At 68.6% G+C, this 25999-nt stretch carries 19 protein-coding genes and 1 pseudogene; 6 read left to right on the top strand and 14 right to left on the bottom strand.

Going from position 1 to position 25999, the window contains the following annotated elements; all coding sequences use genetic code 11:
• Positions 1–29: 29 nt before the first annotated feature.
• The 5 genes from AQJ84_RS09005 to AQJ84_RS09025 form a co-directional block, all read right to left on the bottom strand.
• Entirely contained in the window at positions 30–2051 is a 2022-nt protein-coding gene (locus AQJ84_RS09005; protein ID WP_053190127.1) for a family 43 glycosylhydrolase, read from the bottom strand.
• 187 nt (positions 2052–2238) lie between these two features.
• A complete protein-coding gene (locus tag AQJ84_RS09010; protein WP_030039791.1) occupies positions 2239–3588 on the bottom strand; it encodes a right-handed parallel beta-helix repeat-containing protein in 1350 nt (449 codons plus the stop codon).
• Positions 3589–3707: 119 nt separating this feature from the next.
• Positions 3708–4544 (bottom strand): carbohydrate ABC transporter permease, encoded by an 837-nt coding sequence (locus AQJ84_RS09015; RefSeq protein WP_030039790.1) that lies wholly within the window; start codon positions 4542–4544, stop codon positions 3708–3710.
• Positions 4534–5550, bottom strand: coding sequence for a carbohydrate ABC transporter permease (locus AQJ84_RS09020; protein WP_030039789.1), 1017 nt, complete (start codon positions 5548–5550; stop codon positions 4534–4536). Before AQJ84_RS09020 ends, AQJ84_RS09015 begins: the two co-directional genes overlap by 11 nt.
• Positions 5551–6834, bottom strand: coding sequence for an ABC transporter substrate-binding protein (locus AQJ84_RS09025; RefSeq protein ID WP_030039788.1), 1284 nt, complete (start codon positions 6832–6834; stop codon positions 5551–5553).
• 989 nt (positions 6835–7823) lie between these two features.
• Here AQJ84_RS09025 and AQJ84_RS44690 point away from each other — a divergent pair.
• Positions 7824–7940, top strand: a pseudogene (locus AQJ84_RS44690) (hypothetical protein); the annotation flags it as partial.
• Between the two features lie 294 nt (positions 7941–8234).
• Here the strand turns inward: AQJ84_RS44690 and AQJ84_RS09030 are convergent.
• The 7 genes from AQJ84_RS09030 to AQJ84_RS09060 form a co-directional block, all read right to left on the bottom strand.
• Positions 8235–9494 carry an FAD-dependent oxidoreductase gene (locus AQJ84_RS09030; RefSeq protein WP_037802686.1) on the bottom strand — a complete coding sequence of 420 codons (1260 nt, stop codon included), beginning with the start codon at positions 9492–9494 and terminating at the stop codon, positions 8235–8237.
• 162 nt (positions 9495–9656) lie between these two features.
• On the bottom strand, positions 9657–10622 hold the full coding sequence (locus AQJ84_RS09035; protein ID WP_053190128.1) for a fumarylacetoacetate hydrolase family protein: 966 nt from the start codon (positions 10620–10622) through the stop codon (positions 9657–9659).
• Positions 10623–10716: 94 nt separating this feature from the next.
• Positions 10717–11655, bottom strand: coding sequence for a VOC family protein (locus tag AQJ84_RS09040; protein ID WP_053190129.1), 939 nt, complete (start codon positions 11653–11655; stop codon positions 10717–10719).
• 10 nt (positions 11656–11665) lie between these two features.
• Positions 11666–12676 (bottom strand): amidohydrolase family protein, encoded by a 1011-nt coding sequence (locus tag AQJ84_RS09045; RefSeq protein WP_030039784.1) that lies wholly within the window; start codon positions 12674–12676, stop codon positions 11666–11668.
• A 68-nt stretch (positions 12677–12744) separates the two neighbouring features.
• The gene (locus AQJ84_RS09050) at positions 12745–13884 is read right to left on the bottom strand and encodes an FAD-dependent oxidoreductase (protein ID WP_030039783.1); all 1140 of its coding nucleotides are present in this window, start codon (positions 13882–13884) and stop codon (positions 12745–12747) included.
• 114 nt (positions 13885–13998) lie between these two features.
• Positions 13999–14970, bottom strand: coding sequence for a cyclase family protein (locus AQJ84_RS09055; RefSeq protein ID WP_030039782.1), 972 nt, complete (start codon positions 14968–14970; stop codon positions 13999–14001).
• A complete protein-coding gene (locus tag AQJ84_RS09060; RefSeq protein WP_030039781.1) occupies positions 14967–15971 on the bottom strand; it encodes a fumarylacetoacetate hydrolase family protein in 1005 nt (334 codons plus the stop codon). The genes AQJ84_RS09055 and AQJ84_RS09060 overlap by 4 nt, the downstream gene beginning before the upstream one ends.
• A gap of 129 nt (positions 15972–16100) precedes the next feature.
• Between AQJ84_RS09060 and AQJ84_RS09065 the strand changes: the two genes are divergently transcribed.
• Positions 16101–17036 (top strand): LysR family transcriptional regulator, encoded by a 936-nt coding sequence (locus tag AQJ84_RS09065; RefSeq protein WP_030039780.1) that lies wholly within the window; start codon positions 16101–16103, stop codon positions 17034–17036.
• Between the two features lie 244 nt (positions 17037–17280).
• Here AQJ84_RS09065 and AQJ84_RS09070 read toward each other — a convergent pair whose 3' ends face one another.
• Complete coding sequence (locus tag AQJ84_RS09070) at positions 17281–17835, bottom strand: QsdR family transcriptional regulator (RefSeq protein ID WP_030039779.1); 555 nt, start codon at positions 17833–17835, stop codon at positions 17281–17283.
• 45 nt (positions 17836–17880) lie between these two features.
• Between AQJ84_RS09070 and AQJ84_RS09075 the strand changes: the two genes are divergently transcribed.
• On the top strand, positions 17881–18843 hold the full coding sequence (locus AQJ84_RS09075; protein ID WP_078631797.1) for a DUF1295 domain-containing protein: 963 nt from the start codon (positions 17881–17883) through the stop codon (positions 18841–18843).
• Positions 18844–19403: 560 nt separating this feature from the next.
• On the opposite strand, the gene AQJ84_RS09080 is transcribed toward AQJ84_RS09075, so the two are convergent.
• Positions 19404–21845: an ATP-binding SpoIIE family protein phosphatase gene (locus AQJ84_RS09080; protein WP_053190130.1), complete on the bottom strand. Its 2442-nt coding sequence runs from the start codon at positions 21843–21845 to the stop codon at positions 19404–19406.
• 294 nt (positions 21846–22139) lie between these two features.
• Here AQJ84_RS09080 and AQJ84_RS09085 point away from each other — a divergent pair, with 294 nt between their 5' ends.
• The 3 genes from AQJ84_RS09085 (at position 22140) to AQJ84_RS09095 (ending at position 25832) form a co-directional block, all read left to right on the top strand.
• Positions 22140–23249 (top strand): sugar ABC transporter substrate-binding protein, encoded by a 1110-nt coding sequence (locus AQJ84_RS09085; RefSeq protein ID WP_030039772.1) that lies wholly within the window; start codon positions 22140–22142, stop codon positions 23247–23249.
• 315 nt (positions 23250–23564) lie between these two features.
• Complete coding sequence (locus AQJ84_RS09090) at positions 23565–24230, top strand: nicotinamide mononucleotide transporter family protein (protein ID WP_053190131.1); 666 nt, start codon at positions 23565–23567, stop codon at positions 24228–24230.
• A gap of 1149 nt (positions 24231–25379) precedes the next feature.
• A complete protein-coding gene (locus AQJ84_RS09095; RefSeq protein ID WP_157874906.1) occupies positions 25380–25832 on the top strand; it encodes a flavin reductase family protein in 453 nt (150 codons plus the stop codon).
• The last annotated feature ends 167 nt before the right edge of the window (positions 25833–25999 follow it).

Raw genomic sequence — 25999 nt, forward strand, 5'->3', positions numbered from 1 at the left:
GGTCGAGAAGACCGGCAGAGCGGGGGAGGTCAGCCGGTCGCGGCACCGACATCGAGGTAGTCGACGTTGGGCAGTCCGGCTGCCGTGGTCGGATCCAACCGGATGGTGTTGCTGCCGGCGTTCAGCGGGACGGTCGCGGTCTTGGTCGACCACGTCGTCCAGGCACCGGTGGACTCGAACGAAACCGTCCCCACCGTGGATCCGTTGACGATCAGGTTCGCCGGCCTCGCGGCGTCAGTGGCGCCATTGGCGAACCTGACCCCCACCGTCGCCCTGCCGGCGGCCGCCGAGGTGACCGTGAACTGCGCGAAGGCCCCCGCGGCGGCGGTGCCGTTGCAGAATCCGCTACCGGAATAGCCCGCTTGGTTCGAGTCGATCGTGCCCTGGCACTGGGCCGGTGCGGTCTCCGCCTCGTAACGCTGTCCCGATGGCGCGTCGGCAGAGGTCTTGACCAGTGAGAGTTGGTCGACGATGACGCCGCCCGAACCCGACGCCCGTACGGTGACGGTGGCGGCCCCGCCGGGCAGCGCTATGCCGGTGAGTTCGCGCTTGGCCCACCCGCTCGACGCCGGGATGCTGAGGGTGCGGCTGCCGTTGGCGCCGGTGATCACGACCTGTCCGGCGCTACCCCGAGCGTGCAGGGACAGGGTGTAGGTGCCTGCGGGCACCGACTCGATCCGCTGCTCGACGCCGCCGCTGTTGCTCACCTGGAGGGCGAAGCGAGACCCGTTCACACCACCGTTGACGTTGGTCACCGAACCGCCGAGGTTCCGCCATCCGCGCACGCTGGAGACGATGATGCGGTCGGCCTGGATGTCGGGGTTGAGGATGTGGTTGTTCGCCTGCCCGACGCGCCACTCCCCGGTGGTGGCGTTGAACTGCCACTGGCTCACCGAGTGGAACTGTGGCCGTGCGCCGGTCTTGGTGATCGGCACCCACTGGTTGTACCCGATGCCGTTCCAGGCGAAGTCGGCCCAGCGGTCGCCGGCGTAGATCACCGTGTTCTGCTTGGTGCCCTTGACCGTCACGAAGAAGCCGGTCTGGGTCACGTGGCTGTAGTCCATCTCGGTGCCGGCAAGGACGTACTCGCTGCTGTAGGAGCCCTGGACGTTGCCGCCGGTCGACTCGTTGACGTAGTTGACCGAGGTGTTCCAGCCGTGCAGGTCCGACGCCGCGTGGTAGTACTTGCCGTCGAGCTTGAACATGGCGTTGCCCTCGCGACCGGCACCGCTGCGGATCTGCACGGCTGGCTCGATCCGCAGCGAGTCGGACTCCCGGAACTTGGCCACGAAGCCGCGAGAGCGTCCTTCGCGGTTGGAGAAGATCAGGTAGTCCTTGCCGTCGTCGTCGGTGAAGACGGTCTGATCCCCGGTGCCGGTCGTGGGCGAGTTGGTGATCTGGGTCTGGAAGTAGCCGTAGTCGAAGGTGTCGGTGGGGGAGTCACCCTGCAGCAGCAGAACGCCGTGCCCGCCCCTGCCCGTGTGCCACATCTGCACGGCGAGCACGTACTTGCCGGTGTTCTCGTTGTACGAGACGCCGAGCCGCCCGACCCAGCCGGCACCACCCAGGTTGGCGCCGCTGCCCACGCCGGTGGAGCGCGTCGCGACGCGGTTCTCGAACTTCCAGTTCACCAGGTCCTTGGACGAGTACACGGGGATCGAGGCGAAGCTGACGTTGCCGTCGTACTTCCTCGTCGGGTTGGCCCGGTAGAGCTCGGCGCCGGTGTAGTGCACGCCGTACCAGTAGTAGGTGTCGCCGAACTTGAAGACCCCACCACCCTGCGAGTAGATGGGGTTGCCGCTGGTGTCGTTCCAGAAGGTGTTGTTCGTGATGGTCTGGAACGTGCCCTCGTCGGCGGCCTTCAGATCGGCGGCGGCGGTCATCAGGGCCGTCTTCGCGTCGGCGACGTCCGACGTGGTGGCCGACGTGTCGCCGGCGACATCGGCCGCGGCGGTCAACGCCTTGGCGAAGGGCTTCCAGGAGTCAGCCGTGTACTTCGTCGGAGTGCGTGTCTGGTAGTCGGACACCAGGTACTCGAGGCCGCGATCCACCGGTCCAGCAGCGGCACCCTGGTCCTGGAGCGCTGTCGCCGAGGCTTTCGAGGCCGATGTCGTCGTTGCGGGTGTCTCCGCCGCAGCGGTGCTCGCCGAGAGCGGTGCCGCCAACGCCACGGACAACAGTGTGGCGGCGGCCACCTTCCAGTACTTCGAAACGACGCGCGATCTTTGCCTCATAGAGTCACCTTCCATCGTTCTCAAAGGCGCCGAGATCCGGCGCGTTTCCACTGAACGGCAGTCCCACGTCGGTGCCCCTGTCGATCAGGGCGCTGTTCGCCGCGAGACGGAGGTGTGGCAGCACGGGCAGGCTTCCGTCGGTCTGGCGGGGCGCGTCCCAGCCCGATGTCGACACACTCTGGAACTGGGAGTCCGACAGGGGGACGCCGAGGTTCCAGGAGTTGTACGCCGCGTTCGTGCCGGTCATGTACGACGTCGGCGTTCCCGTGTAGGCGATGTTGTTGCGCAGGTTGCCCCGGCCGACGGCGGCGCCGCTCGAGTCGACGCCACGCATGTTGAAGTTGGGGTGGTTTCCGTAGCCGGTGTTGTCGAAGAAGTCGTTGGCCACCGGATGGTGGTTGGCGTAGAAGCCGGCCGCCTTGTTGAGGAACGCCACCGAGAAACGGACGGTGTGCTTGGGCGCGTTCGCCTCGTAGTCGCCGCCGTAGCCGCCCGACTTGAAGCCGGCTCCGTTGCCGGACGGCGTCGTCGTCCCCGGCACGTACCCGTTGCGCCAGGCCCACGAGTTCTCGATGATCACGGGCGAGTAGGTGGAGATGAGGTCGAACCCGTCATCGGCGTTCCACCACGCGCGACAGCCCCGGAACACGTTCGCGGTGCGGCCGGCCGGCGTGTAGTGCGAACCGAACCCGTCGGCGTTCTCGCCAGGACCGTCGTTGCTGCGCAGGTCGTAGTTGTCATGCGAGTCCGAGTTGAGGACGAGGTTGCCGCCACCGCCACTGATGAACAGGCCGGTGCCCATGTGGTGGTGGATGTTGAGTTGCTCGAAGACGTTGTTGCTGCCGGAGACCCAGATCCCCCAGGACTCGGCGTTCCGGTTGTTGTTCTGCGGAACGCCCTTGACTTCCAGTCCCTTGAGGTGGATCCAGCTGCCGGTGACGTCGAAGCCCTTGATGCGGCAGTTGTCCGTCATCCGCGAGAAGTCGAAGACCGGTTTCTCGCCCGGCTGGGCCACGTACCGGATCGGGTTGCCCGAGCTGCCGCTCTTGTTGAGGGTGATCGCGTCGACTCTGGCGGTCTGGCTCGAACAGGCGCTGTTCGCGCGGGTGTAGGCGTAGGTGCCGCCTCGGAAGTAGACCGTGTCACCCGCCGTGGCGACGGCCTGCGCGCGGGCGACCGATGCCCACGGAGCGGCCTGCGTACCTGCTGCGCTGTCGTTCCCGTTCGGAGCGACATAGTAGGTGTTTCCGGCCGCTGCGGCTCTCGCGGACGCCGGGCCGGGGGCCATGGCGACGGAACTCGCCGTGACCACCGAGAGCAGGAGGGCAGGGGTGACGAACTTCGCGGTTCTCACAGCGTCATCTCCCGAGTCAGGTGATTTCCCACGCAGCGGCAGGGCTCATGCCTGCCTGACGAACTCGACGCAGGTGCGGAGACTGCTTTTCGGGCGGCGCGGACCACACGCTCGCTTCTTCAGAACTTCATGGCGCCGGCGGCCAGATTGGCGATGAAGTGGCGTGAGCCGATCAGGAAGACCCCGATCAGCGGGATCACCGACATGAGCGCTCCGGCGATGACCATCGACTGGTCGGTGGTGTAGACGCCGTTCAGCTGCTGCACGGCCACCTGCAGCGTCACCTTCCCCGGGTCGGTCATCACGATCAGTGGCCACAGGTAGTCGTTCCAGATGTGGAAGAAGGTGAAGATCCCCAGGAACGCCAGCCCCGGGCGCAGCACCGGCAACCCCACCGTCCACCACTGGCGGAAGAACCCGGCCCCGTCGACCCTCGACGCCTGGATCAGCTCGTCGGCGATCGCCCCCTGCGCGTACTGGCGCATCCAGAAGATCCCGAACGCGTTGGCCGCACCGGGAATGATCAGCGCCTTGAGCGAGCCGACCCAGCCGAGCCAGGCCAGGGTGACGAACTGCGGCACCAGCGCCAGTTGCATCGGAATCATGAAGGTGGCCAGCACGATCCAGAACAGCACCCTCCGCCCGGGAAAGTCGTACTTGGCGAAGGCGAAGGCAGCCAGCGAGTCGAGGAGCAGCACCAGGAACGTCACGGCTGTGGCGACCACGACGGTGATGCCCATCGACTGCCAGAAGTCGATCCCGTCGAACACCTTGGTCATGTTCTCCCACAGGTGGGGACCGGGGACCAGCTTGGGCGGGTAGGCGAAGATGTCCCCGGTGCTGTTCGAGGCCATCACGAACATCCAGTAGAACGGGAAGATCGTGATCAGCACGCCCAGCAGGAGTACGGCGTGGCCCACGATCGTCCGCGACCTGGCGGCCGTCTCAGCGCGCACGGGACTTCCCCTTCCGCTTGCCGGTGCCGATCGCGTCCTCGTCGTGGCCGCCGATCAGCCGCCAGTTGATGACGGAGAACACCGCGATCAGGAGGAACAACGCCCAGCCGACGGCCGCGCCGTAGCCGAACCGGTTGAAGACGAACGCTTGCTGGTACAGGTAGAGCACGATGGTGGTGGCCTCGCCGCCGGGCCCGCCGACGTTCCCGTTGTCGTCCAGCGGGAACAGCACCTGCGGCTCGGTGAACAGTTGCAGCCCGCCGATGGTGGAGGTGACGGTGACGAACAGGATCACCGGACGGAGCATGGGGAGGGTGATCCGGAAGAAGGTCTGGCGGTTGCCGGCGCCGTCGACCTTGGCCGCCTCGAACACGTCGCTGGAGATGGCCTGAAGACCGGCCAGGCAGATGATGGCGTTGTAGCCGACCCACCGCCAGGTGGTGATCGCCGCCACGGAGAGCTTCATCGCCCACGGGTCGGACAGCCAGCCGACCTCGCCGGCGTGGATCGCCCGCAGCGCGCTGTTGAGCAGCCCGGAGCTGTCGCTGAAGACCGAGCCGAGCACCAGGGTCATCGCCACGATCGAGGTGATGTTCGGGACGAAGTAGGCCACCCGGTAGAACGCCCTGAACCGCACGGCGGTGTGCAGCGCGTAGGCGATGACCAGCGCCAGGAAGATCATCGGGACGGTGGACAGGACCCAGATGATCAGGGTGTTGCCGATCGACTGCCAGAAGTGCGGGTCGGTCAGCAGGTACGCGTAGTTCTCCCAGCCGATCGACCGCATCTCTCCGATGCCGTCCCACGACATGAACGACAGGTAGACGGAGAAGCCGACCGGGAAGATACCGAAGACGGCGAAGAGGATGAAGAACGGGGAGACCGCCGTGTACATCGGCCAGTAGCGGCGCCAGCCGGGCAGCGGTCTGGACCCGTCCGGCGGCGGCCCCACGGCGCTCCCGCGCCGCTTGACGGTCGTCCCGGGTGGCGCATCGGCGAGGCCCATTCAGATCACCCCCTCGCGGGTCAGCTCGCGCTCGATGGTGTCCTGGGCGTCCCTCCATGCCGTGTCGACGTTCTTGCCGGACTCCACGTTGGCGAGCTCGGCGGCGAACACGGGGTCCATCACCCGGTCGTACGGACTCTTGTAGACGGTCTTGACCTGCCGCGCCGACGGGCCGAACACCTCGATGGTGCGCTGCCCGCCGTAGAAGGGCCGGGGCTCACGCATCTCCGGCCTCGCGAAGGAACGCGGGGAGGACGGGAACAGCGACATCTCCGTGAAGGCCTTGACCTGGTTCTCCGGAGACTGCAGCCATGTGATGAACTGGTAGGCCGCTTCGGGGTTCTTGGAGTACTTGGTGATCGCCAGGAACGAGCCGCCGACGTTGCCGGCACCGCCGGGCGGGTCGGCCACCCGCCACTCGCCCTCGGTCTTCGGCGCGGCCGACTCCGGAAAGGCGAGGCCCCACCACACCGCGCCGATGCCGACCGGCTGGCGGCCGCTGGTGACCACGCCGTACAAGTCGGTGGAGCCCTCCGGGGCGCCGGCCGACAGGCCGTCCCTGCCGACCCGGTAGGCCAGTTCGAATGCCTCGCGCAGCTCGTCCCGGTCGCCGACGTACCGGCCGTCCTCGGTCATGAACTTCCTGGCCAGCTGGCCGAGCCGGATGCTCCAGACGTGGCGGATGTTGGGGCAGATCACCGCGCGCTTCCGGGACTTCTGCAGCTCCTTGCCCAGGGCGATGAAGCCGTCCCAGTCCGGGGCCCGGGCGGCCAGCTCCTTCGGGTCGGTGGTGATCCCGGCTTCCCGAAGCAGGTCGGTGCGGAAGAACAGCCCGGTGGGGCCGGTGTCCATGGGGAACGCGATCATCCGGCCCTCGGGCGTGATGCACTCCTTCCACTTCCAGTCCAGGTACCGGCTCTTCAGCTCGGCCGCGCCGAAGTCGTTCAGGTCGACGAACACGTCCTGGTTGGGGAAGTAGGTGGCCACGTCGGAGTTGATGCCGATGATGTCCGGCACCAGCGACTTGCCGGCGAGCGCGGTACGCACCTTGGTGTTGAAATGGCCGCCGATGTTGGTGCGGCTGAGTCTGAAGCCCTCGGCCCCGGGAATGCCCTTCGTCTCTGCCCGGGCGACCAACTCGTCGCTCACCGACCGGTCCCAGGTCCACAGCGTGATCTCATCCGAGTCGCCGAGCGAGCGCTGCGACCCGCAGCCGGCCGTCCAGAACCCTCCTGCGGCCGCTCCGGCGCCCAGGACCAGGAGCCGTCTTCGTGACACTGCCATGGGCGTGTGCACCACCTTCCGAGCGAGCGGCCAACCCCCTGATCGCTCCGGCGGTGACCGAACAGATATCGCGAACGGCTGCTCTGGTTGAACGCTGACGATGCCCTCGGGCGAGCACCGGTCGTGCTCAAGGCAGACCGGGCCCCAGTGGGCGAACCGACGCGGCTCCAACTCGCACGGTGGTCCGGAACCACCGCGAAGGTCGAGCCCACCAGCCGTAACTCACCCATGGAGATGTCTCCTGTCACCACTGATGTGGAGATGCAAAGGCCCGAGGCGGCGAGGGGCGATGCAATGCAGCTTGCGGGCGACGCATGTCGACGGAGGCGGCCTTGGCCTGCCGGGGTCGCTCCTCCAGGTCGGCACTGTGAACGATCACGGATACCTTGCGACCCAGGGGCGCAATCGCATCACGACGAGCTTGGCGTGCAACAGCAGCTTCTCGATCGGACACGAACCTGTCAACCATTGCTCACCAGTATTCGCGGGAAGCAGTTCGATCCTGTGGGCGGCAAGCGCCGCCTCTCATTGGCCGGGAACTGCCTGCATCTGCGGGAGTCAGCCCAGTTCAGGTGCGATTTCCGGAGAGAGATGGCGATGGACGCCGCTGCGCACTGGACACCTCGCCCGCTCGCATCCGAACGCGCTCAAACAGAAAAGCTCAACAGAAGCCTTGACGGGCTATCGGCAGATTTCTACCCTCGCAGCGAATGGGAGCGTTCCCAGATCAGTCGGCAGGCCGCCACCCTCGCGCTTCCCCCCACCGGAGGTCATCGTGACCGACTCGCACCTGCGTCCGCACAGCGAAACGTGCCCATGGCGATTCCAACGCCGCCACGTACGCGGTTGACCGGCGGTCTGACGGCCGCCACCACAATGTCTCTTTCCACACTCACCGGCCTGCCGCAGAACGCGCAGGCGGCGACCACGCGCAGGTGGAACGCCTCGACCGGGGCCTGACCGGCGTCCACACCGGCGGCGTGAACCCGGTGTCGTGGCGGTGGCCGGCCACGGACCGGACATGTGGCAGCGTCTACCGTGGCCTCACCAGACTCAACCCCTCGCCCCTGACCACCTCGACGAACCACTGGGACGCCAGCGCCGCGAACTCCGCCGACTACACGGTGCGCGCGGTCGTGAACGGCATCGAACAACCCCCGGCCGAGTACGCGCTCCAGCGACCGTGGTGGTGGCCGTGCCTCTCCTTCCACTCGTCGTGCGTCGTCGCTTCCGCAAGCGTTCCCATTTGGTCTTGTGACAGTGCGATTCCCGATCGGGTGCCGATGTGTCGGTTGTCGGCGCCCAACTCTGTTGCCTTCGACGCGCATTGTCGGCGGGCGCAGCCGTCACCGCCGGGTGAGGGTGGGTGGCGGTGGTGCCCCGGCGGACTCCCACATGGTTCAGGGAGCGGTGTCGTGCGACTCGCCGAGGCCGAGGACCGCGGTGAAGCGGGCTTCGGCCCGGTCGATCTCGCCGAGCTGAGTGAGGATCGAACTTGGGGTGGAGTCACCGACCACCTTCTGCATCAGCGGGGTGCGGTCCAGGATCGCGTCCCGGATCGGTTGCAGAGCGCGCGGCGCGTGATGGAAGACCTGTCCGAGGGCATACGCCTGCCGGGACTGCCGGGCGGTGTGCGGCTTGCGGGGGGCCTCGAAGGCGTCGAGTGCCTGGCGGACAGCGGCGTAGTCGCTCAGGTCCACCCCTGCCAGGCGGCGGCCGATGAAGTAGCCGTCCTCGGTGGCCATACCGGCGCCGTACCCCGCGTACGGGGAGGTGGGGTGCGCGGCGTCGCCGACGAGAGTGGCGCGGCCCTTGGACCACTGCTTCAGCGGCTTGCGGTCGCGGATCACCCAGCGCTGAACGTGCGCGGGGTCGGTCGCGGCGATCAGCTGGGGGAGCGGAAGGGCGAATGCCTGGCCGAGGCTGGTCGCGTTCGAGTGCAGGTCCCCGGTGAATTCCCGGCTTGCGTCGAACGCTTCGAGTAGCCACCACTGGTGGCCGTCACGTCCCTTGTCGCGGATGGCGGTCCAACTCCCCTGCACCGTGCGGGTGTGGGAGAGGACGCACATCCCGGGCTCGGTCTCGACGCTCTCGTCGAAGGTGTAGCCGCCGAAGATGTGCAGGTTGTGCTCGCGCTTGGGGCTGTCGCCCCACAGAGTGCGGCGGACGAGGGAATCGATGCCGTCCGCGCCGATCACGAGGTCCGCCTCGTGGACTCGTCCGTCCGCGAGGTGCAGTCGAACACCGTTCTCGTCCTGCTCGACATGCTCCACCGTGTGGTTGACCTGCAGGACTCCCTCGGGTAGCGCGTCGAGCAGCCGCTCATACAGCTCGGGGCGCAACAGGCCGACGAAGCCGCCGCCGTAGTCGCGGACAACCTGCTCCGGAAGGGCCGCGCGGACCCGGCGGCGGCCGCGGGCGTTGCGGAACTCGGATGTACAGGGCGCACCCAGGTCCTCGGTGTTCACGCCGAGCAGCCCGAGTGCCTTGATGGGGGGCGGCCACAGGTTGAGGATGTTGCCGGCCGGTCTGGCGTGCGGGTAGCGCTCGAACAGCACGACGTCGTGGCCGGCCTGGTGGACGGAGAGAGCGGCGGCCATACCACCGGGCCCGGCGCCGATGACGGCGACGCGGCCGCGCTGGGCGGGAAGCTTCTTCATGGTGGGTTCCTCAGCCTTGGTCGTCGTTGACCTGGTAGATGGTGAGGGCGGGCGTCTCCCCTACGAGGTCGGTGCCCGACCAGGAGGCCCAGGGTGTGCGCGTGGCCCGTGTACGTCGAGCGGGTCCCGGCTGTCCCAGCCTCGGTCTCTTTGCCGCGCGGTTCACGGGCGCGTTCGCGGGCGCCTACGGGCGCGAGGGACGGCCACCGGTTCGGCCCCGGGTACGACGGTGTTGGAGACGGTGCCGATGCCCTCGACGGTGAGGGTGACGGTGTCGCCGGGCTGGAGCGGCGGCGGGTCCTGGCGGCCGCGTACGCCCCAGAGTTCGGCGAGGCAGCCGCCGTTGCCGCAGGTGCCGGAGCCGAGCACGTCGCCGGGGCGGACCCAGGTGCCGCGGGAGGCGTATGCGGTCATCTCCTCGAAGGTCCAACTCATGTTGGACAGCAGGTCCTTGCCGACGACCTCGCCGTTGATCTCGGCGGTCAGCGCCAGACGCAGGAATCCGTCGCTGTCGCGGTAGGGCTCCAGCTCGTCCGCGGTGACGAGGTGGGGGCCGAGGGTGGTGGCGGTGTCCTTGCCCTTGCAGGGGCCGAGACTGACCTGCATCTCGCGGGACTGGAGGTCGCGGGCGGACCAGTCGTTGTAGATGGTGTAGCCGATGATGTGGTCGCGGGCCTGCTCGGGGGTGAGGTCACGGCCCTCGCGGCCGATGACGGCCGCTACTTCGAGTTCGAAGTCCAGTGCCTGGCTGCCGGGTGGCACCGGGACGTCGTCGTGAGCGCCGATGACCGCGTAGGGGTTGGTGAAGTAGAAGGTGGGCGCGTCGTACCAGGCGTCCGGGGCGCCCGGGACTCCGTCGATGATGCGTCGTACGCCCTCGACGTGCTCCTCGAACGTGACGAAGTCGCGTACGGACGGCGGTTGGAGCGGCGGCAGCAGTCGCACCTGGGTGACGTCCGGGCCGCGCGGCACGTCCACACTTGCGTTGCCCGCCTCGCACAGTGCCTCGGGGCCGGCCTGGACCAGGTCGAGAAGCGTCCCCGTGCCGGGGCAGGGGGAGAGGGTGCCGTCGTCCTCGACGGTGGCGAGACGAGTGCGGCCGTGCTGTTCGTACGTGGCGAAACGCATGGCATTCCTAGGGAGCTGGATGGGTTGACACAGGCCGGGGGCGCGGCGGCATGCCACGGCGGGGGGAGTGCGCCGAGCCCCCGGGATCAAGGGGTCAGACCGGCGGAGCGACGAAGACGCCGCGGTCGACGTCGTTGAGCATCTCCTTGGCGACCATCTCGTTCATCGGGTTGGACGTGCCCCACTGGTCGGCGTTCTCGGGCTTCGTCAGGTCGTAGATGTGCGGGTGCCAGGTGTCCTCGTCCAGCTTTTCCAGCTCGGTGGTGTACTCCACGGTGTTGCCGTGCGGGTCGAGGAAGTACGTGAAGGTGTTGTCACCCGCCATGTGCCGCCCGGGGCCCCAGATCTTGCGGGCGCCGGAGCGCATCACGCGGCCCGAGCCGCGCATGTACTCGTCGATGCCGCGCATCTCGAAGGAGAGGTGCTGAAGGGAGGTGTGCGGACCGCTGGCGATGGCCATGGAGTGGTGCTGGTTGCTGATCCGCATGAAGTGCATGACGTCGCCCATGTGCGGCAAGGTCATCGTGTCGGACAGCCGGAAGTCGAGGTGCTGCTCGTACCAGGCGCGGGTGGCGTTGATGTCGGGGGAGTTCAGGACGACGTGCGAGAGACGGACGGGGATGGACTCCTTCTCCTCGATACGACGGTGCCGGCGCGCCTCGACGTCGGCCGAGACCTCGATGGTGCGGCCGTCGATGTCGAAGAAGCGGAAGCCGTAGCCGCCGCCGGGGGTGTCGACCTTGCCTGGCTGGGAGATCAACCGCACTCCACCCGCGAGGAGTTGCTCGGCGAGCGTGTCCACGTCGGCGGGCTCCGCCGCGCCGTAGGAGATGAGGTCGAGGCGCTTCTCCTCGGCCTTGCGGAGCCGGACGATGTACTGCTCGGGGGAGCCCTCGGCGGCCAGGAAGGAGATGCCGGAGTCCTCGGCGACCTTGGTCAGGCCCCAGACGCCGGCGTAGAAGTCGAGTTGCCTGTCGTAGTCCGGCACGGCCAGGTCGACGTGTCGCAGGTGGGTGAGCAGACGGTTGGTCATGTCGGGCTCCTCAGGTGAGACGCAGCAGTGCTGCCGCGTTGCCGCCGCGTACGGCGTGGAAGTGGGGGGCAGGCAGGTCGATGACGTCGCGCAGAGCACCGAGCGGGTCGTCGGTGCCCATGTCGAAGGGGAAGTCGGAGCCGAGCAGCACCCGGTCGGGGCCGGCCACCCGGATCAGCTCGCGCAGGACGTCCGGGTCGTGGACGAGGGAGTCGAAGTACAGCTGCGTGAGGTAGCTGCTGGGCGGGTGCGCGCAGCCTCGGGTGTCGGTGCGGGCGAGCCAGGCGTGGTCGGAGCGGCCGATGTGGTTGGGCAGATAGCCGCCGCCGTGGGCGGCGACGAGGCGCAACCCCGGGTGCCGGTCCAGGACTCCGGAGAAGATCAGATGGGACAGCGCGACGGCGTTCTCGGTCGGCTGGCCGACGGTGTTGGACAGGTACCACCGGTTGAGGCGCTCGTCGAGCGTGCAGCCGAAGGGGTGCAGGAAGAGGATCGCGCCGGTTTCCGCGGCCCGTGTCCAGAACGGTTCGTACGCGGGGTCCGACAGTTCGCGTCCCGGCGCGTGACTTGAGATCTCGACACCGCGCAGGCCCAGGCCGAGGGCGTGCTCAAGGGCTTCGACGGCGAGGCCCGGGTGCTGGAGCGGGACGAGGCCCAGGCCGTGCAGCCGCTGCGGGGCCTGGGCGACGTGCGCGGCGGTGCCCTCGTTGGCCAGTTCCCACACCGTGCGGGCCAGGTCCTCGTCGGCCCAGTAGTGGTAGTGCGAGGGAGACGGCGAGACCAGCTGGACGTCGACCCCGGAAGCGTCCATCGCGGTGAGCCGGGCCTTGACGTCGGTCAGTTTCGGGAAGCGGTCGCGGAACATCGGGCCGCTGACGGCGATTGCCTCGGGGCCGTTGCGGCGGGCGTCGAGATCGCGGGCCGCGGCCAGCCCGGGGTGTCCGGCGACGGCGTCCTCGACCTGAGGGAGCAGGACGTGCGCGTGGACGTCGATCGTGGGTGCGCTGTTCCGGGGACCCACTGGGTTCACTGGGTTCACGGAGTTCACGGAGTTCACGGGGTTCACGGGGTTCACGGGGTTCACGGGGTTCACGGGGTTTCCTTCAGGACGGACATCGTGCGGCCCATCAGACCGGGCGCGTCGGCGTCACGGACGCCGTCCAGCTGCCACTGACCGAGTTGCACGGATGCTTCGACCACCATGCGGACACGGTCGATCCGGCGTTCGTAGAAGCCGGTCAGCAGGGCGTCGAGGGAACTCCAGTCCTGCTCCTCGCTCAGCATCTCGGCCAGTACAAAGGCGTCCTCCAGCGACATGGCCGCGCCCTGGGCGAGCGTGGGAGGACAGACGTGGGCCGCGTCACCGATCAGGACGACCCGGCCGCGGTGCCAGGAGCCCTCGACGAGCAGCCGCTCGAACCAGGTGTAGTTGACCTCGGCGGAGTCGGTGATGCTCGCGGCGATCTCCGGCCACGCACCCCCGTAGGGCGCGGCCAGCCGCCGCATCTCGTCCGCGTACGAGACGGGGTCGATGGAGGCGCGGTCGCGGTTGGCCTCGACGAGGTAGGCGTAGATGGTGTTCCCGCTGGTGGGGCAGTAGCCGGCGATGCAGCACGGTCCGCCGTAGGCCAGGGTCATGCGCTCCACGCTCTCGGGGCGGGGCACGGGGACGCGCCAGATGGCCATGCCGGTCGGTTCGGGCTTGTCGCTGACGCCGATCATCGCGCGCGTGCGGGAGCCGACGCCGTCGGCGGCGATGACAAGGTCGTAGCGGCCCTCGGTGCCGTCGCTGAACCGGGCGGTGACGCCGGACGCGTCCTGGACCAGTTCCTCGGCGGTGGTGCCGAGGCGTACCGTCGCGCCGCTCTCGAGAACGGCCTCACACAGGATCTCCTGGAGCCGGGGCCGCCGCATGCCGAAGATCGGGGGCAGGTCGTCCCCGCCGGTGCGGATGTCCTGCTGGACGTGGAACACGGTCCCGTCGGGCGCGGCCAGGCCGACGGCGTCGACGGCGTAGCCGCTCTCCCGGACCTTGTCCCATACGCCCACTTCGCGCAGCACGCGCAGCGCGTTGCCCTGGAGGGTGATGCCGGAGCCGAGCACGTTCCAGTCGGGCTTGGCCTCGATCAGTTCCACGGCGACGCCCGCCCGCCGCAGCAGCACGGTCACGGCGTTGCCGGACGCGCCGCCGCCTATGACGAGGACGGTGCGGGGACGGGGGTCGTTCATGGGTTCTCCCTGAGATGGTGCCGCTCGACTTCGAGCGGCAGAGGGGGTCTTGCGGGCCGGGCGGGCGAAGGTGGCGTTGCCGTCCGGACACGGCCCGCCCGGCAGTCCAGGGCGTTACTTGACGGCGATGGGATTCACCGGTGAGCCGACGGACCCGGTGATCGGCAGTGGCGCGGCGGTGAGCCAGAACTCGTACCGGCCGTCGGCGGCGCAATGTGAGGCGAGGGCGTCGAGGTCCCACATCTCACCGATGAGCAGGCCGATATGGGGGATGGCGACCTGGTGCAGCGGCTGGAAGGCGTGGTCGAACTCGTTGGGCCGCACCTCGAAGCCCCAGGTGTCGGTGGCGATCCCGGCGATCTCGCTCCGGTGCAGCCAGCCGGCCGTACTGAAGCTCAGCCCCGGCGCCGGCCCGCCCGCGTAGTCGCCCCAGCCTTCGTGACGGGCGCGGGCCAGCCGCCCGGTGCGCACCAGGACCAGGTCGCCACGACCGACGGACACGCCGTGCGCCGCGGCGGTTGCCGCCAGGTGCTCCTCGGTGATGGCGAAGCCGTCGGGCAGTTCGCCGTCCTGGCCGACGACCAGGCCCACGTCGAGGAGGACGCCCCGCCCGGCGACGTGCGGTGCCATGTGCTCGATGCCGGTGACCAGGTCGCCTTCGGAGGTGACGACCTTCTCCGCCGGGCGGCCGTTCCACGCGGTGCCGTGATCGAAGATGTGTCCGAGGCCGTCCCACTGGGTGGAGCACTGCAAGGGCATGGCGATCACGTCGTCGGCGCCACCGAAACCGTGCGGAAAGCCCTGGCCGCCCAGGGCGGCGTCGGTGCCGGTGGCGAGCATCGTGTGCACCGGGTTCGTACGCCGCCGCCAGCCTTTCTGCGGGCCGTCCATGTCGAAGGCCTGTGACAAGGAGAAGCTGACGCCGTCGCGGATCAGGGCCGCGCCCTCGCGGCGCTTGGCCTCGTCGAGGAAGTTGAGCGTGCCGAGCACGTCGTCCTCGCCCCAGCGGCCCCAGTTCGAATACGCCTTCGCGGCCTCGGCGATCGCCGCCTCGGGATCCGTACGGTCGATACGGTCGGCGCTCATCGGGCCGCCTCCGCGACACAGCGGGTGCGCTGGGCGCCGAGCCCGGTGACCGAGCCGTCCATCACGTCGCCGTCGCGCAGCAGCCGGCCCCAGTGGATGCCGTTGCCGGCCGGGCTGCCGGTCAGAACCAGGTCCCCGGGGAGCAGTCGGGCGGTCTGGGAGATGTAGGAGACCAGCCGTGCGACGCCGAAGATCATGTCCTTGGTGGACTCGTCCTGCATGGTCTCCCCGTTGAGTTTCAGGGTGACCTGTAGGTCGGAGGGGTCGGCGATGGAGTCGGCCGGGACGATCCACGGGCCGAGCGGGGTGAAACCGGGGGCGTTCTTGCCGCGCAGCCAGTCGGTGCCGATCGGGGGCATGTCCCGGCGGAAGACGCTCGCGCGGTCGGTGAGGTCGTTGGCGATGGTGTAGCCCGCGACGCACTCCAGCGCCTCCTCCACGGTGACCCGGTAGGCGGGGCGGGAGATCACCGCGGCCACCTCGAGCTCCCAGTCGGGCTTCTCGGCCCAGGCGGGCAGTACCACGTCGTCGTAAGGGCCGCTGATCGTGGTCGGCAGTCCGATGAAGACGTACGGGAGGTCCTCGGCGGCCCGCTTGTCCATGACCGCCGCGACCTCGGCGCGGGCCTCCTCGACGGTGCCCGGGGCGTCCGGGGCGCGGTGCGCGACCGCCAGGTCGATCACGTGCTGCCGGTAGTTGGCACCGGACTGGAAGATCTGCCGGGGCTCGACGGGCGCGTGCACCGTCAGGTCCGCCAGCGGGCGCCAGGCGCGCGTCGGGTCCCCGGCGAGGGTGTGCAGGCGGGGCAGCTCCTCGTCCCAGCGCTCCAGAAGCGTGAGCGCGGTCAACGCGGGTTCGTCCAGTGCCGTACGCAGGTCGAGCGCTCGGCCGTCCGGCGTCACGAGGCTCGGGAACCTGGTCTCGGCCGGAGCCGAAAGGGTGCCGATGGCGAACGGTCCGGAGAAGGGGGTGAATGATGCCGACGCGGCTGCGGATGTCACGGAGAATGTCCTCCCGATTGCGGTGCCACTAATCTGGCCCGTAGATTGCAATCAGGGAAATCGATTTCCTGTATATGAGAATCCAGCCGGTGAATACCGATCGGGCCGGCTCCGGAATTGGGACGTTTCGTGAATCTGGCCAGCCTGGACCTCAACCTCGTCGTTGCCCTGCGCGCCCTTCTGCAGGAGCGCAACGTCACCAGGGCCGGCCAGCGCATCGGGCTCAGTCAACCCGCGATGAGCGCGGCCCTGGCCAGGCTGCGCCGCCATTTCGACGACGACCTGCTCGCCCGGGTGGGCGGGGGGTACGAACTGACCGCCCTCGGGCGGGCCCTCCTCGACCGAACCACCACCGCGTGTGACCTGCTGGAGCGGGTCTTCGCCAGTCAGGCCGAATTCGACCCCTCCCGCGAGGAACACGAGTTCACGCTGATCGCCTCGGACTACGCGGTTGCCGTATTCGGCACCGAACTCGCCCGCATCATCCAAGCCGAGGCACCAGGCATCCGGCTCAGGTTCAAACAGGTTCCGAACGAAATCATCGACAGCACGGGGTCGCTGCTCAGCACCGTGGACGGGCTGCTGCTGCCCCACGGCATCATTCGCGGCTTCCCCACGGTCGAGCTCTACCAGGACAGCTGGGTCTTCCTCGTCGCGGACGACAACCCCGAGGTCGGCGAGCAGCTCACCCTCGACGACCTGGCCCGACTGCCATGGGTGACGTACCAACGGGCCTACGACGCCCCCGCCGCCCGGCAGATCGCCATGCTCGGCATCGAGCCGCGCGTGGCGGTCTCCGTCGACAGTTTCCAGCTGATGCCACTCCTGGTCGCGGGTACCCGCCGGGTAGCTCTCCTTCAGAGGCGTCTCGCCGACGAGCTGGACGGATTCGCACCCGTCCGCATCATGGAACCGCCCTATGACGCCGTGCCGATCCAGCAGGCCTTGTGGTGGCATCCGGTCCACATGCACGACGCGGCGCACATGTGGCTGCGGGAGACGATGGCCCGGGTCGCCGAGATGACGCAGACCGGTCGGCCTACGATCTCCCGTCCGCCGAAATGAGGGTGGGGCCATGCCCCCCTGCATAGGCAAGAGGTGGCGCGCCCGTAGTCCGGGAATCTGCTCGGGGAAGGTCTGCCTCCGGCAGCCCGGGACCGGACAGACCAGCCGCCGGCCGCCGTGCCCGCAGGTGGACGACTCCTCCCGCTGTCCGTGACCGCAGCCCACAGACGGCGGTCACTTCCGGTCCGTCCGTATCCGGCCTGGCATCGACGGCGCAGACGTGATCGAGCGTCAGGTCGGCCGGTCAGCGCAGGAGTCTGCGGATGATGGTGGCGGCGGCGCTGATGTCGGTGGGCTGCCCGGTGAGGAGCTCGCGGTAATAGAAGGACTCGGCGACCCGGACGACGGCGTAGGCGAGGGTCGGGGCGTCGATGTCGTCGGGTTCGCCGACCTCGGACTGGATGAGCCGGCTGACGGTCTCGACGATGCGGTCCTGGATGACGCCGTCACGCGAGGTCATCACCCGTAGTGCGGTGTCGGGGTGCTCGGCGACGAAGCGACGCATGGCCGGCAGTTGTGCGCTGGTGGTCAGCATGGCGTGAACGAGGTCGGCGACCTTGTCCGCGCCTTGCCCGCGGCTCCGGGGGGAGATCCGGGCGAACTCGGTTGTGGCGATCGCCCAGATCGCCTCGCCGATCAGGCGGTCGCGGTCGCCGTAACGCCGGTACAGGGTGGCGCGGCCGATGCCGGCCTCGGCGGCCAGCGCCCGTGCGTCGATCCAGCCGTCCCGCAGGAACATCGCGACCGCGGCGCGCAGCACCGGCTCGTCCGCGGGCAGCGGAGGCGGAACCTCTTGCATTTGAGACATCACCGTCCTAGTGTCTCACTCAATCTGACGAGACACATGCGCATCGGTGTCTCACTTTTGGGGGGAGTCGCCGTGGCCACATTGAGGCGGACAATGCCGTTCGTGATCTACGTCGTGATGTTCGTGGCCCTTGCGCTTCAGAGCGACCTCACGGGGTTCATGGTCTGCAACCTGCTTGTGCAACTGGCCGTCTTCGCCGCGGGTGCGTGTCTGCCGGCCCACCGCACAGGGTTCATGTCCTACGTGGATGTGGCCTGGCCGTGGGGGCTGGCCCTGATCGGGGTGCAGGTCCTGGCGTTCGGCGGCCTGGATTCGCCCGTGACGGTCGCGACTGCGGCCATCTACCTGCTGATGGGCATGCGTATGGGCGCCTGGGCGCTGCGGTTCATGGTGTTCAAGCGGTTGCCCGGCGAGTTGCCGCGGTACCAGTACCAGCGGCGTCGCTGGGAGCGAGACGGGTTCCGCAACGAGAAGGTGTCGCTCCAGGTCGAGATCATGGTCCAGTGCGGCGCGAACATCACCGTGCTCGCGGTCCCGGCCGCGCTCGCCACGGTGCGCCCCGCCGGCCTCGATGCCGTGAGTGTCGCGGCGATCGCGCTGTGGGCGGTGTTCTGGGTCTTCGAATCGGTGGCGGACCTGCAGAAGGCTCGTTTCGCCGACCGCACCCGACGAGACGGTGTGCGCCGCACCTGCGACGCCGGGCTGTGGCGCTACAGCCGCCACCCCAACTACTTCGGTCAGTGGATGCAGTGGAACGGTCTCGTCCTGTTGTCGCTGCCTGCGCTGATCGACCGCTGGCCACACCATCACATCGTCTTCGGCCTGCTCACGGCCCTCGCTCTGGCCTGGATCTCCTGGACCACGTACCACATGCTCGTGCACTACACCGGGGCCGTACCCGCCGAGTATTTCAGCCGGCAACGACGCCCCGACTACATCCGCTATCAGCGCGCCACCAACCGGTTCTTTCCCGGGCCTCGACGGACCACTCATCAGTGAGCCCTTCCGGGTGCCCCATCGGTGACGAGGCGGAGCGGCGGGCACGGGCGCCGCGCGCCGGGCGCGCCGGCGTCCGCGCGGTCTCGGCCGGTCCGCGCGGTCTCGGCCGGTCCGCGCGGTCTCGGCCGGTCCGCGCGGTCTCGGCCGGTCCTCGCGGTCCTCCGTGGGGTCCTCGGTGAGGATGTTCCCTGCCCACAGCGATTCTCGACCTAGACACTCAAGCGGGGTCCAGAGGGCGGTTAGCGAGATGACCATCTCGAATGGCAAACGGCGGTCGAGGGTCGATCTGGGCAGAGCCGGGCAGTGCCCCTCGGCGGACATCTCCCCATACCGCTGAAGCCGGTTGGTGAAAGTGCAGGTCAACGTGGTTCTTCGGAGACACCTGGGCGCTGTGGTCACGCCTGCGAGACACCTGCGAGGCTGGGTCCTCTGACGGCCGGCGAGCTTCGTGAGGTGCGTTGGGGGAGGAGGGGGTGTCCGTCCGGCACTCGCGAACGCGGGACCGTATGCGTCGACCGCGGGGCCTCTGCCTCTGTCCGGCCGTTGTGCGATCAGGTGGGTCAGCTGTCTTCGGCGGATCCCAGATCCTGTTCAGCCCAAATGGTCTTGCCGCTGCGGGTGTGGCGGGTACCCCAACCGCGGGTGAGCTGGGCGACCAACAGCAGTCCCCTGCCGCCTTCGTCGTAGATCCGGGCGCGGCGAAGGTGGGGGGCGGTGCTGCTGGCGTCGGAGACCTCGCAGATGAGGTGGCGGTCGTGGATCAGCCTCAGTTGAATGGGCGGCTCGGCGTAACGGATCGCGTTGGTGACCAGTTCGCTGACGACCAGTTCGGTGACGAAGCACGCCTCCGTCAGGTTCCACGTACTCAGCTGTGTCCGGACGAGCTTGCGGGCCTGGGCCACGATGGCCGGGTCGGCCGGCAGGTCCCAGGTGGCAACCTGCCGGGCGTCGAGGGCGCGGGTGCGGGCGAGGAGCAGGGCGATGTCGTCGGTTCGATGTTCGAGCGGCAGCGTGGCGAGCACCGCGTCGCACAGATCGTCCAAGCGGGCGGTGGGCCGGGCGAGCACCTGGCGCAGCCGCGCGAGGCTCTGGTCTGCGTCCTGGTCGCGCATGGTGATGAGGCCGTCGGTGTAGAGGGCGATCACACTGCCCTCGGGCAGGGTGATCTCGACGTTCTCGAAGGGCAGGCCGCCCAGGCCCAGTGGAGGGCCGGCGGGCACGTCGAGGAAGTCGACAGTGCCTTCGGGGCTGATCAGCGCGGGCCCGGGGTGGCCGGCGCGGGCCAGTGTGCATACCCGGGAGACCGGGTCGTAGACGGTGTACAGGCAGGTGGCGCCCAGGCCCCCGGCGGTTTCGGCGGCCTGGTCGGGCGTCGCGTCGTCGTCGGTGTCTGCCGCCAGCCGGATGACCAGGTCATCCAGGTGGGTGAGCAGTTCGTCGGGTGGCAGGTCGACGTCGGCCAGGGTGCGCACGGCGGTGCGAAGACGCCCCATGGCGGCGGCCGCCTGGATGCCGTGCCCGACCACGTCCCCCACCACCAGGGCCACGCGGGCACCTGACAGCGGTATCACGTCGAACCAGTCGCCGCCCACCCCGGTCAGCGCGCCGGTGGGCAGGTAACGCCAAGCCGCCTCCACCGCGACCTGCTGTGGCAGCCGCTGTGGCAGCAGGGCTTTCTGCAGCGCTACCGCTGTCTCCCGCTCGCGCGTAAAGCGGCGGGCGTTGTCGATGTACACCGCGGCCCTGTCGGTGAGCTCTTCGGCGAGCAGGAGGTCCTCCGCGCCGAAGGACTCCGGCCATTCATGGCGGGCGAAGACGGCCACCCCCAGGGTGGTGCCCCGAGCCCGCAGCGGCACGGCGATGAGGGAGTGGATGCCGAACGCACGGATCGACGCGTCCCGCTGCGGGTCGCCCAACGAGAAGTCGGCGGCATGCGGATCGTACTCGGCTCGTAGTCCGGCCCGGCCCGTGGCCAGGCACTGGCCCATGGGGGAGTCAGGGGCGTAGCTGTGCTCCTCGCCGGGGGTGGCGACCGCCTCCGGTGTTCCGGGGAGTATCGACTGGTGGGCGACGCGGCGTAGCCGGACGGAAGCCACGGCGGCCGTCGAGGAGGCGACGGCGTCCGGGTCGCAGAGCAGGTCCACGGTGGCGAAGTCGGCGAACTCCGGGACGGCCACTTCCGCGAGTTCCTGGGCCGTGCGCGTCACATCCAAGGTGGTGCCGATGCGGGTGCCGGCTGCGTTGAGCAACTGCAGCCGTTTGCCTGCCCAGAACTGCTCAGTCATGTCGTGACCGCACACGCACACGCCGCGTATGGCGCCGTGGGCGTCCCGAAGTGGGTACGCGAAGACCAACCAGGCGGGCTGGCGGGTGTCGCCGGCGGCTGGCATGTAGCTCTCCAGATACTGCGGCTCACCGGTCTCCAGCACCTGGACCATGGCCCGCTCGACCTTGTCGCCGGCGGGCCCCAGAATCTCCGAGTGCCGCAGTCCCCGCATCTCGGCCTCGGTGAGGCCCAGGGCGTCTTCCGCGCAGTGATTGGCCAGACGCAGGCGCAGCCGCACGTCATACACGGCCATTCCGCAGCGAGTCGACTGCTGGAAGCTCCACGGCGCCAACGGCTCGTCCCCGGGAACGGCGGCAGTATCGGTGAGGGGGGAGACCAGCAGCCAGTCAGGGCTCGCGTCGCCCCCCATGCGGTGGTGGGCGAGCAGCCCGGCGTCCACCGGGTGTCCGTCCCGGTGTCGCAGCCGAACCCTGCCGTTCCATCGTGGCAGCGCCTGGATCCCGCGCGGCGGGCGGGCGGTGGCGTCATCCAGCAGGCAAGCGGCGGGGCGGCCGATGATCTCCTCGGCCCGATAACCCAGCAGTCGCCGGGCACCCTCGCTCCACTGCGTCACGAGGCCTCGCTCGTCGGCGGTCGCCCTGGCGGTGCGGGCCTCCTCGAAGATGTCGTCGGGCCGGTCCGACTGCTCGCCACCAGGGGTGGGCTGCTGTTCCATCGCCGTCTCGCTTTCGCCGGGTCTGATGGAAGGGTGAGCCGCGCGGGGTACTGCCCTCGTCCGGTACCTCCATAGTGCTACGCGAGCGCATCAGTGCTACGCGAACGCATCGCTGTACGTCTAGGGCCGCGGCTATGCACGCCGGTAGGGACCGTCGTGCAACCGCTTCTCATAATGGGATGCCATCTCGTATAGTGATGCAACTCGACGCTCAGGGTCACCCCCGCGTCGTTTCCAGCCTGGTGGGCGCCAGTGCCTTGCCCACACCGGATCACGCCCCGAAGTGAGCTCCCGATGCGCCGTATCGTCATATCCGTGGCCGCCACCACCACCTCCGTCTCGCTCGTGGGCTGCGGCGCGCTCAACCCGACGGGGAGCAGTGGCGACGCGCACCCGACCAAGGGCAACGGCATCGTGGTGGGGCTGTTGCTGCCGGAGAGTTCGAATCCCCAGTACGAGAATTTCCACTACCCCGTCATCAAGGCGAAGGTCGAGTCCCTCACTGACGGCCAGGGCCGGGTCGCGTACGCCAACGCCGAGGCGGACGCGGCCAAGCAGGCACGACAACTGCAGCAGATGATCAACGAGCAGGTCGACGTGATCCTGCTGGACCCCGTCGACGCGCACACCATCGCCGACGGGGTGACGACGGCCAAACAGGCCGGGATCGCGGTCATCGCCTACGACCGGCTGGCCGAGGGTCCGATCGACGCGTTCATCACCTTCGACAACGAACTCGTCGGCGAGGTGCAGGGCCGCTCCCTGCTGCAGGCGCTCGGTGAGGACGCCGACGTCTCCGACGAAATCGTCATGATGAACGGCTCACCCACCGACCCGAACGCCAGACAGTTCAAGACGGGCGCACTCGTCGCTCTCGACGGCCGGGTGACGATCGCCAAGTCGTTCGACACCAAGGACTGGAAGCCGCAGACCGCCGAGACGAACATGACCCAGGCGATCAATGAGATCGGCAAGAACAACATCAAGGCCGTCTACGCCGCCAACGACGGTCTGGCGGAAGGCGTCATCAAGGCGCTGAAGGCCGCGGGCGTAACCGACCTGCCGCCGATCACCGGGCAGGACGCTGAGCTCTCGGCGGTGCGTCGGATCGTGGGCGGCGAGCAGTACATGAGCGTGTACAAGCCGTACCCGCAGGAGGCCGAACACGCCGCGGAGATGGCCGTGGCGCAGGCCCAGGGCAGAGACATACAGTTCGACGCCCTCACGCCCGACAGGGTGGACAGCCCCACCCGGAAAGGCATCCCCGCGTATCTCGTGCCCGTTGTCGCCCTGACGAAGGACAACATCAAGAGCACGGTCATCGAGGACGGCATGTACGAACCGTCCGACATATGCACGCCCCAACTCGCTGCCGACTGCACGGCGACAGGCTTGGAGAAGTAGGCCCCGGGGGCGAAGGAGCAGTGGCCGCAGGGCCGATGCGGCGGCTCCCCCACGGGGACTGCCGCCTTGCTCGCGGCCTGCGCCGAAGCGGGGCCGCGCGTCAGGACTACACCCTTGCATCGCCTGCGCCGTACCGGCCGCATCGATGGCGAAGAGCTTTTATGGTCTTTAGCAGCTTATTCAATTTGACTCTGGACAATGTCCTCATAAAGAGGTGAAGCTGGGGCGCATGCACCGCATGCGAAACCCGCTATCCCACGAACCACCGGCGGCCCGCAGGATGACGCGCTCGTGTGAAACCGGCCTGGCAGCCAGATGAACGGGCTGAACTCCGAGGCGTTCGTCCTGTTCGGCCAGCACATCCTGTGGTCCGACATGATCGGCAACATCCTCGGCCTGGCCGCCCTCGCCCTCGGCTGGCGCCGCTCACTGTGGACCTGGCCGGTGCAGTTCCTGTCCGGCCTGATCCTCTTCGGCGCCTTCTTCGGCCACTTGACCGGCGTCGCCGGCAAACAGGCCGTCGTCATGACCGTGGCCATGTACGGCTGGTGGCGGTGGCGCCGCGACAAGGATCGGTCCCAGGACGGCCAGATCACCCCGCGGTTCGCCACCTGGCGCGAGCGCGCGGAAATGGTCGGCGCCGTGGCCGTCGGCACGGTCGCGGTGGCCCTCCTGTTCAAGGCCTACCCGACCCTGTCCTGGGACCCCTGGCCGGACGCGTACATCTTCGTCGGCACCATCGTCGCGATGTACGCCCAGGCCCGCGGCGTGGTCGAGTTCTGGTTCGCCTGGCTGCTGGTGGACCTGGTCGGCGTCCCGCTGACCTTCGCCAACGGCTACGCCTTCTCCGGCTTCGTCTACGTCATCTACGGCGCGCTCGTCCTGTTGGGTATGCGCGACTGGTGGCTGCGCTCCCGCAGTGGGTCGCAGTCCGCTCTGGGGCTGCCTGGTGCGAACGTGTCCGAGCGAGCGTCGAAGTAGTCGAGCGGTCGAGCCGCCTCTGCCCCTCCCCGGTTCTCGGGTGTCGTGTCCGCGTGCGGGCCCTTGGTGGCGCCAATGCCAGTGTGACCAGCGCTGGATGTCGTCGACCCGAGGTCGGACGCAGGCCGGCGAGACAAGTGGTCAAGCAGTGGATCTCGGCGAGGCCGAGGTGGATGAGCTGCGGGGATCCCGTTGTGCTTTCTCCGAGTCCAGCGTTCGGGCCCGCAGCGCGGTCAAGCAGGTGTGTGCCGCCATATCCGACGGCAGGTGACGGCGCCGGCCGGGACGCAACGGATCTGGGAAGTCACTCGAAGCGCACTTCTGCTCGCGCCCTGTAAGCACTCCTCGACAGCCGCCGGCCGGCCGCGCCGCGAATCAACTCGTCCAGCGCAGCCCCGGCCGGCAGTAGGTGATGCGGTAGGCGATCTCCTCAAGCCTATGCCGCCGCGGTGACAGGGAACTCAGTGTCGACGGTCCTCGCGGTACCAGGACCGGACCTCGACGCGGGCCCAGTCACGGATCCGGCGGCCGTCAGCCCCCCGGCGGGTTTTTCTCTTCCTCACGGAGACGCTGGCCTGCTCCAGTTCGAACTGCCTGCTCTGCGGTAGCCGTACGAGGCGTCCTCTGTCACCCGTCCGCACGGGCCCCGGACCGGTCGGCCCGGCGGACCCTAGCCCGGCCCTGGCCAACCCTCGTCGCTAACCCGGCTGCGTCTTCGACGCCCGCCCGACCACAGCGCTCCCGGTCTCCCGGTCTCCGTCTCCCGGTCTCCCCGTCTCCCGGGCTCTCGGCCTCATGCGAAGCAGCTTATGCGAGATGGCATATTGACATGCGAGATCACGCGTCCTACCGTCGGGGCATCCCTCAACAGAAGGCAAGACTCGATGAGATCCACTGTTTCCCCGTCGACCTCTGGGCCGACCTTCCTGTCGAATCCGGCGGCACAACGGCCGTCTCGGTCAGTCGTCGGCGTTGCCCCGTGCACGCCCGCCCGCACCCGTGAAGTCACCGACCCAACGGCCGTCGGCGCGGCGGAGTACGACGAGACGGCGGTGGTCTGACATGCCCAATCCTGCGAGGGAGCAGGCCGTCACGCGTCGGCCTGTCACCAGCTACGACCCGCAGACGTACCGCGACGGACTGTCCTCGATGGTCACGTCCGTCTGTGTGGTCACCACCGAAGTGGACGGGAATCGGTACGGCTTCACCGCCAACTCGGTAACCAGCGTGTCGATGGACCCACCGCTGATCTCAGTCTGTCTGGCCGAAACCGCCGACGTCCACCCGGCGTTCAGTCAGGCCGAATCGGTGGCCGTCAGCGTCCTGGCGGCCGACCAGAGCCCGGTGGCTACGGCGTTCGCGACGCTCGGTGTCGACAGGTTCGCCGCGGCGAGCTTCAGACCGGGGAAGCTCGGCACACCCCTGCTCGACGGTGCCACCGTGTCGCTTGAGGGCGTCGTTCACCAGCGCCTCACCGCCGGTGACCACACCATCATCCTGATCGAGGTGGCCGACGTGGAGGTCGGCGCACAGGAGCCGCTCACCTATCAGGGGCGCCGGTTCCACACCCTGAAGCCGCTGGAGCCATCCGCACTGCAGTAGGCCGGAAATGATTAGTCGTGACCACCCTGGACGACGTCGACACTCCATGGCCGTCCCCGGCTCCCTCGAAGACCTCGGCGGACCCTGCTGACGGCCCTCGGCGGTCTTGTCGGTCAGTCGCTGGAGCGGCACCCGACACGCGCGTGGACCCTCACAGCTGAGTCGCG

The sequence above is a fragment of the Streptomyces resistomycificus genome, assembly GCF_001514265.1.
In the GTDB taxonomy this organism is placed as follows: domain Bacteria; phylum Actinomycetota; class Actinomycetes; order Streptomycetales; family Streptomycetaceae; genus Streptomyces; species Streptomyces resistomycificus.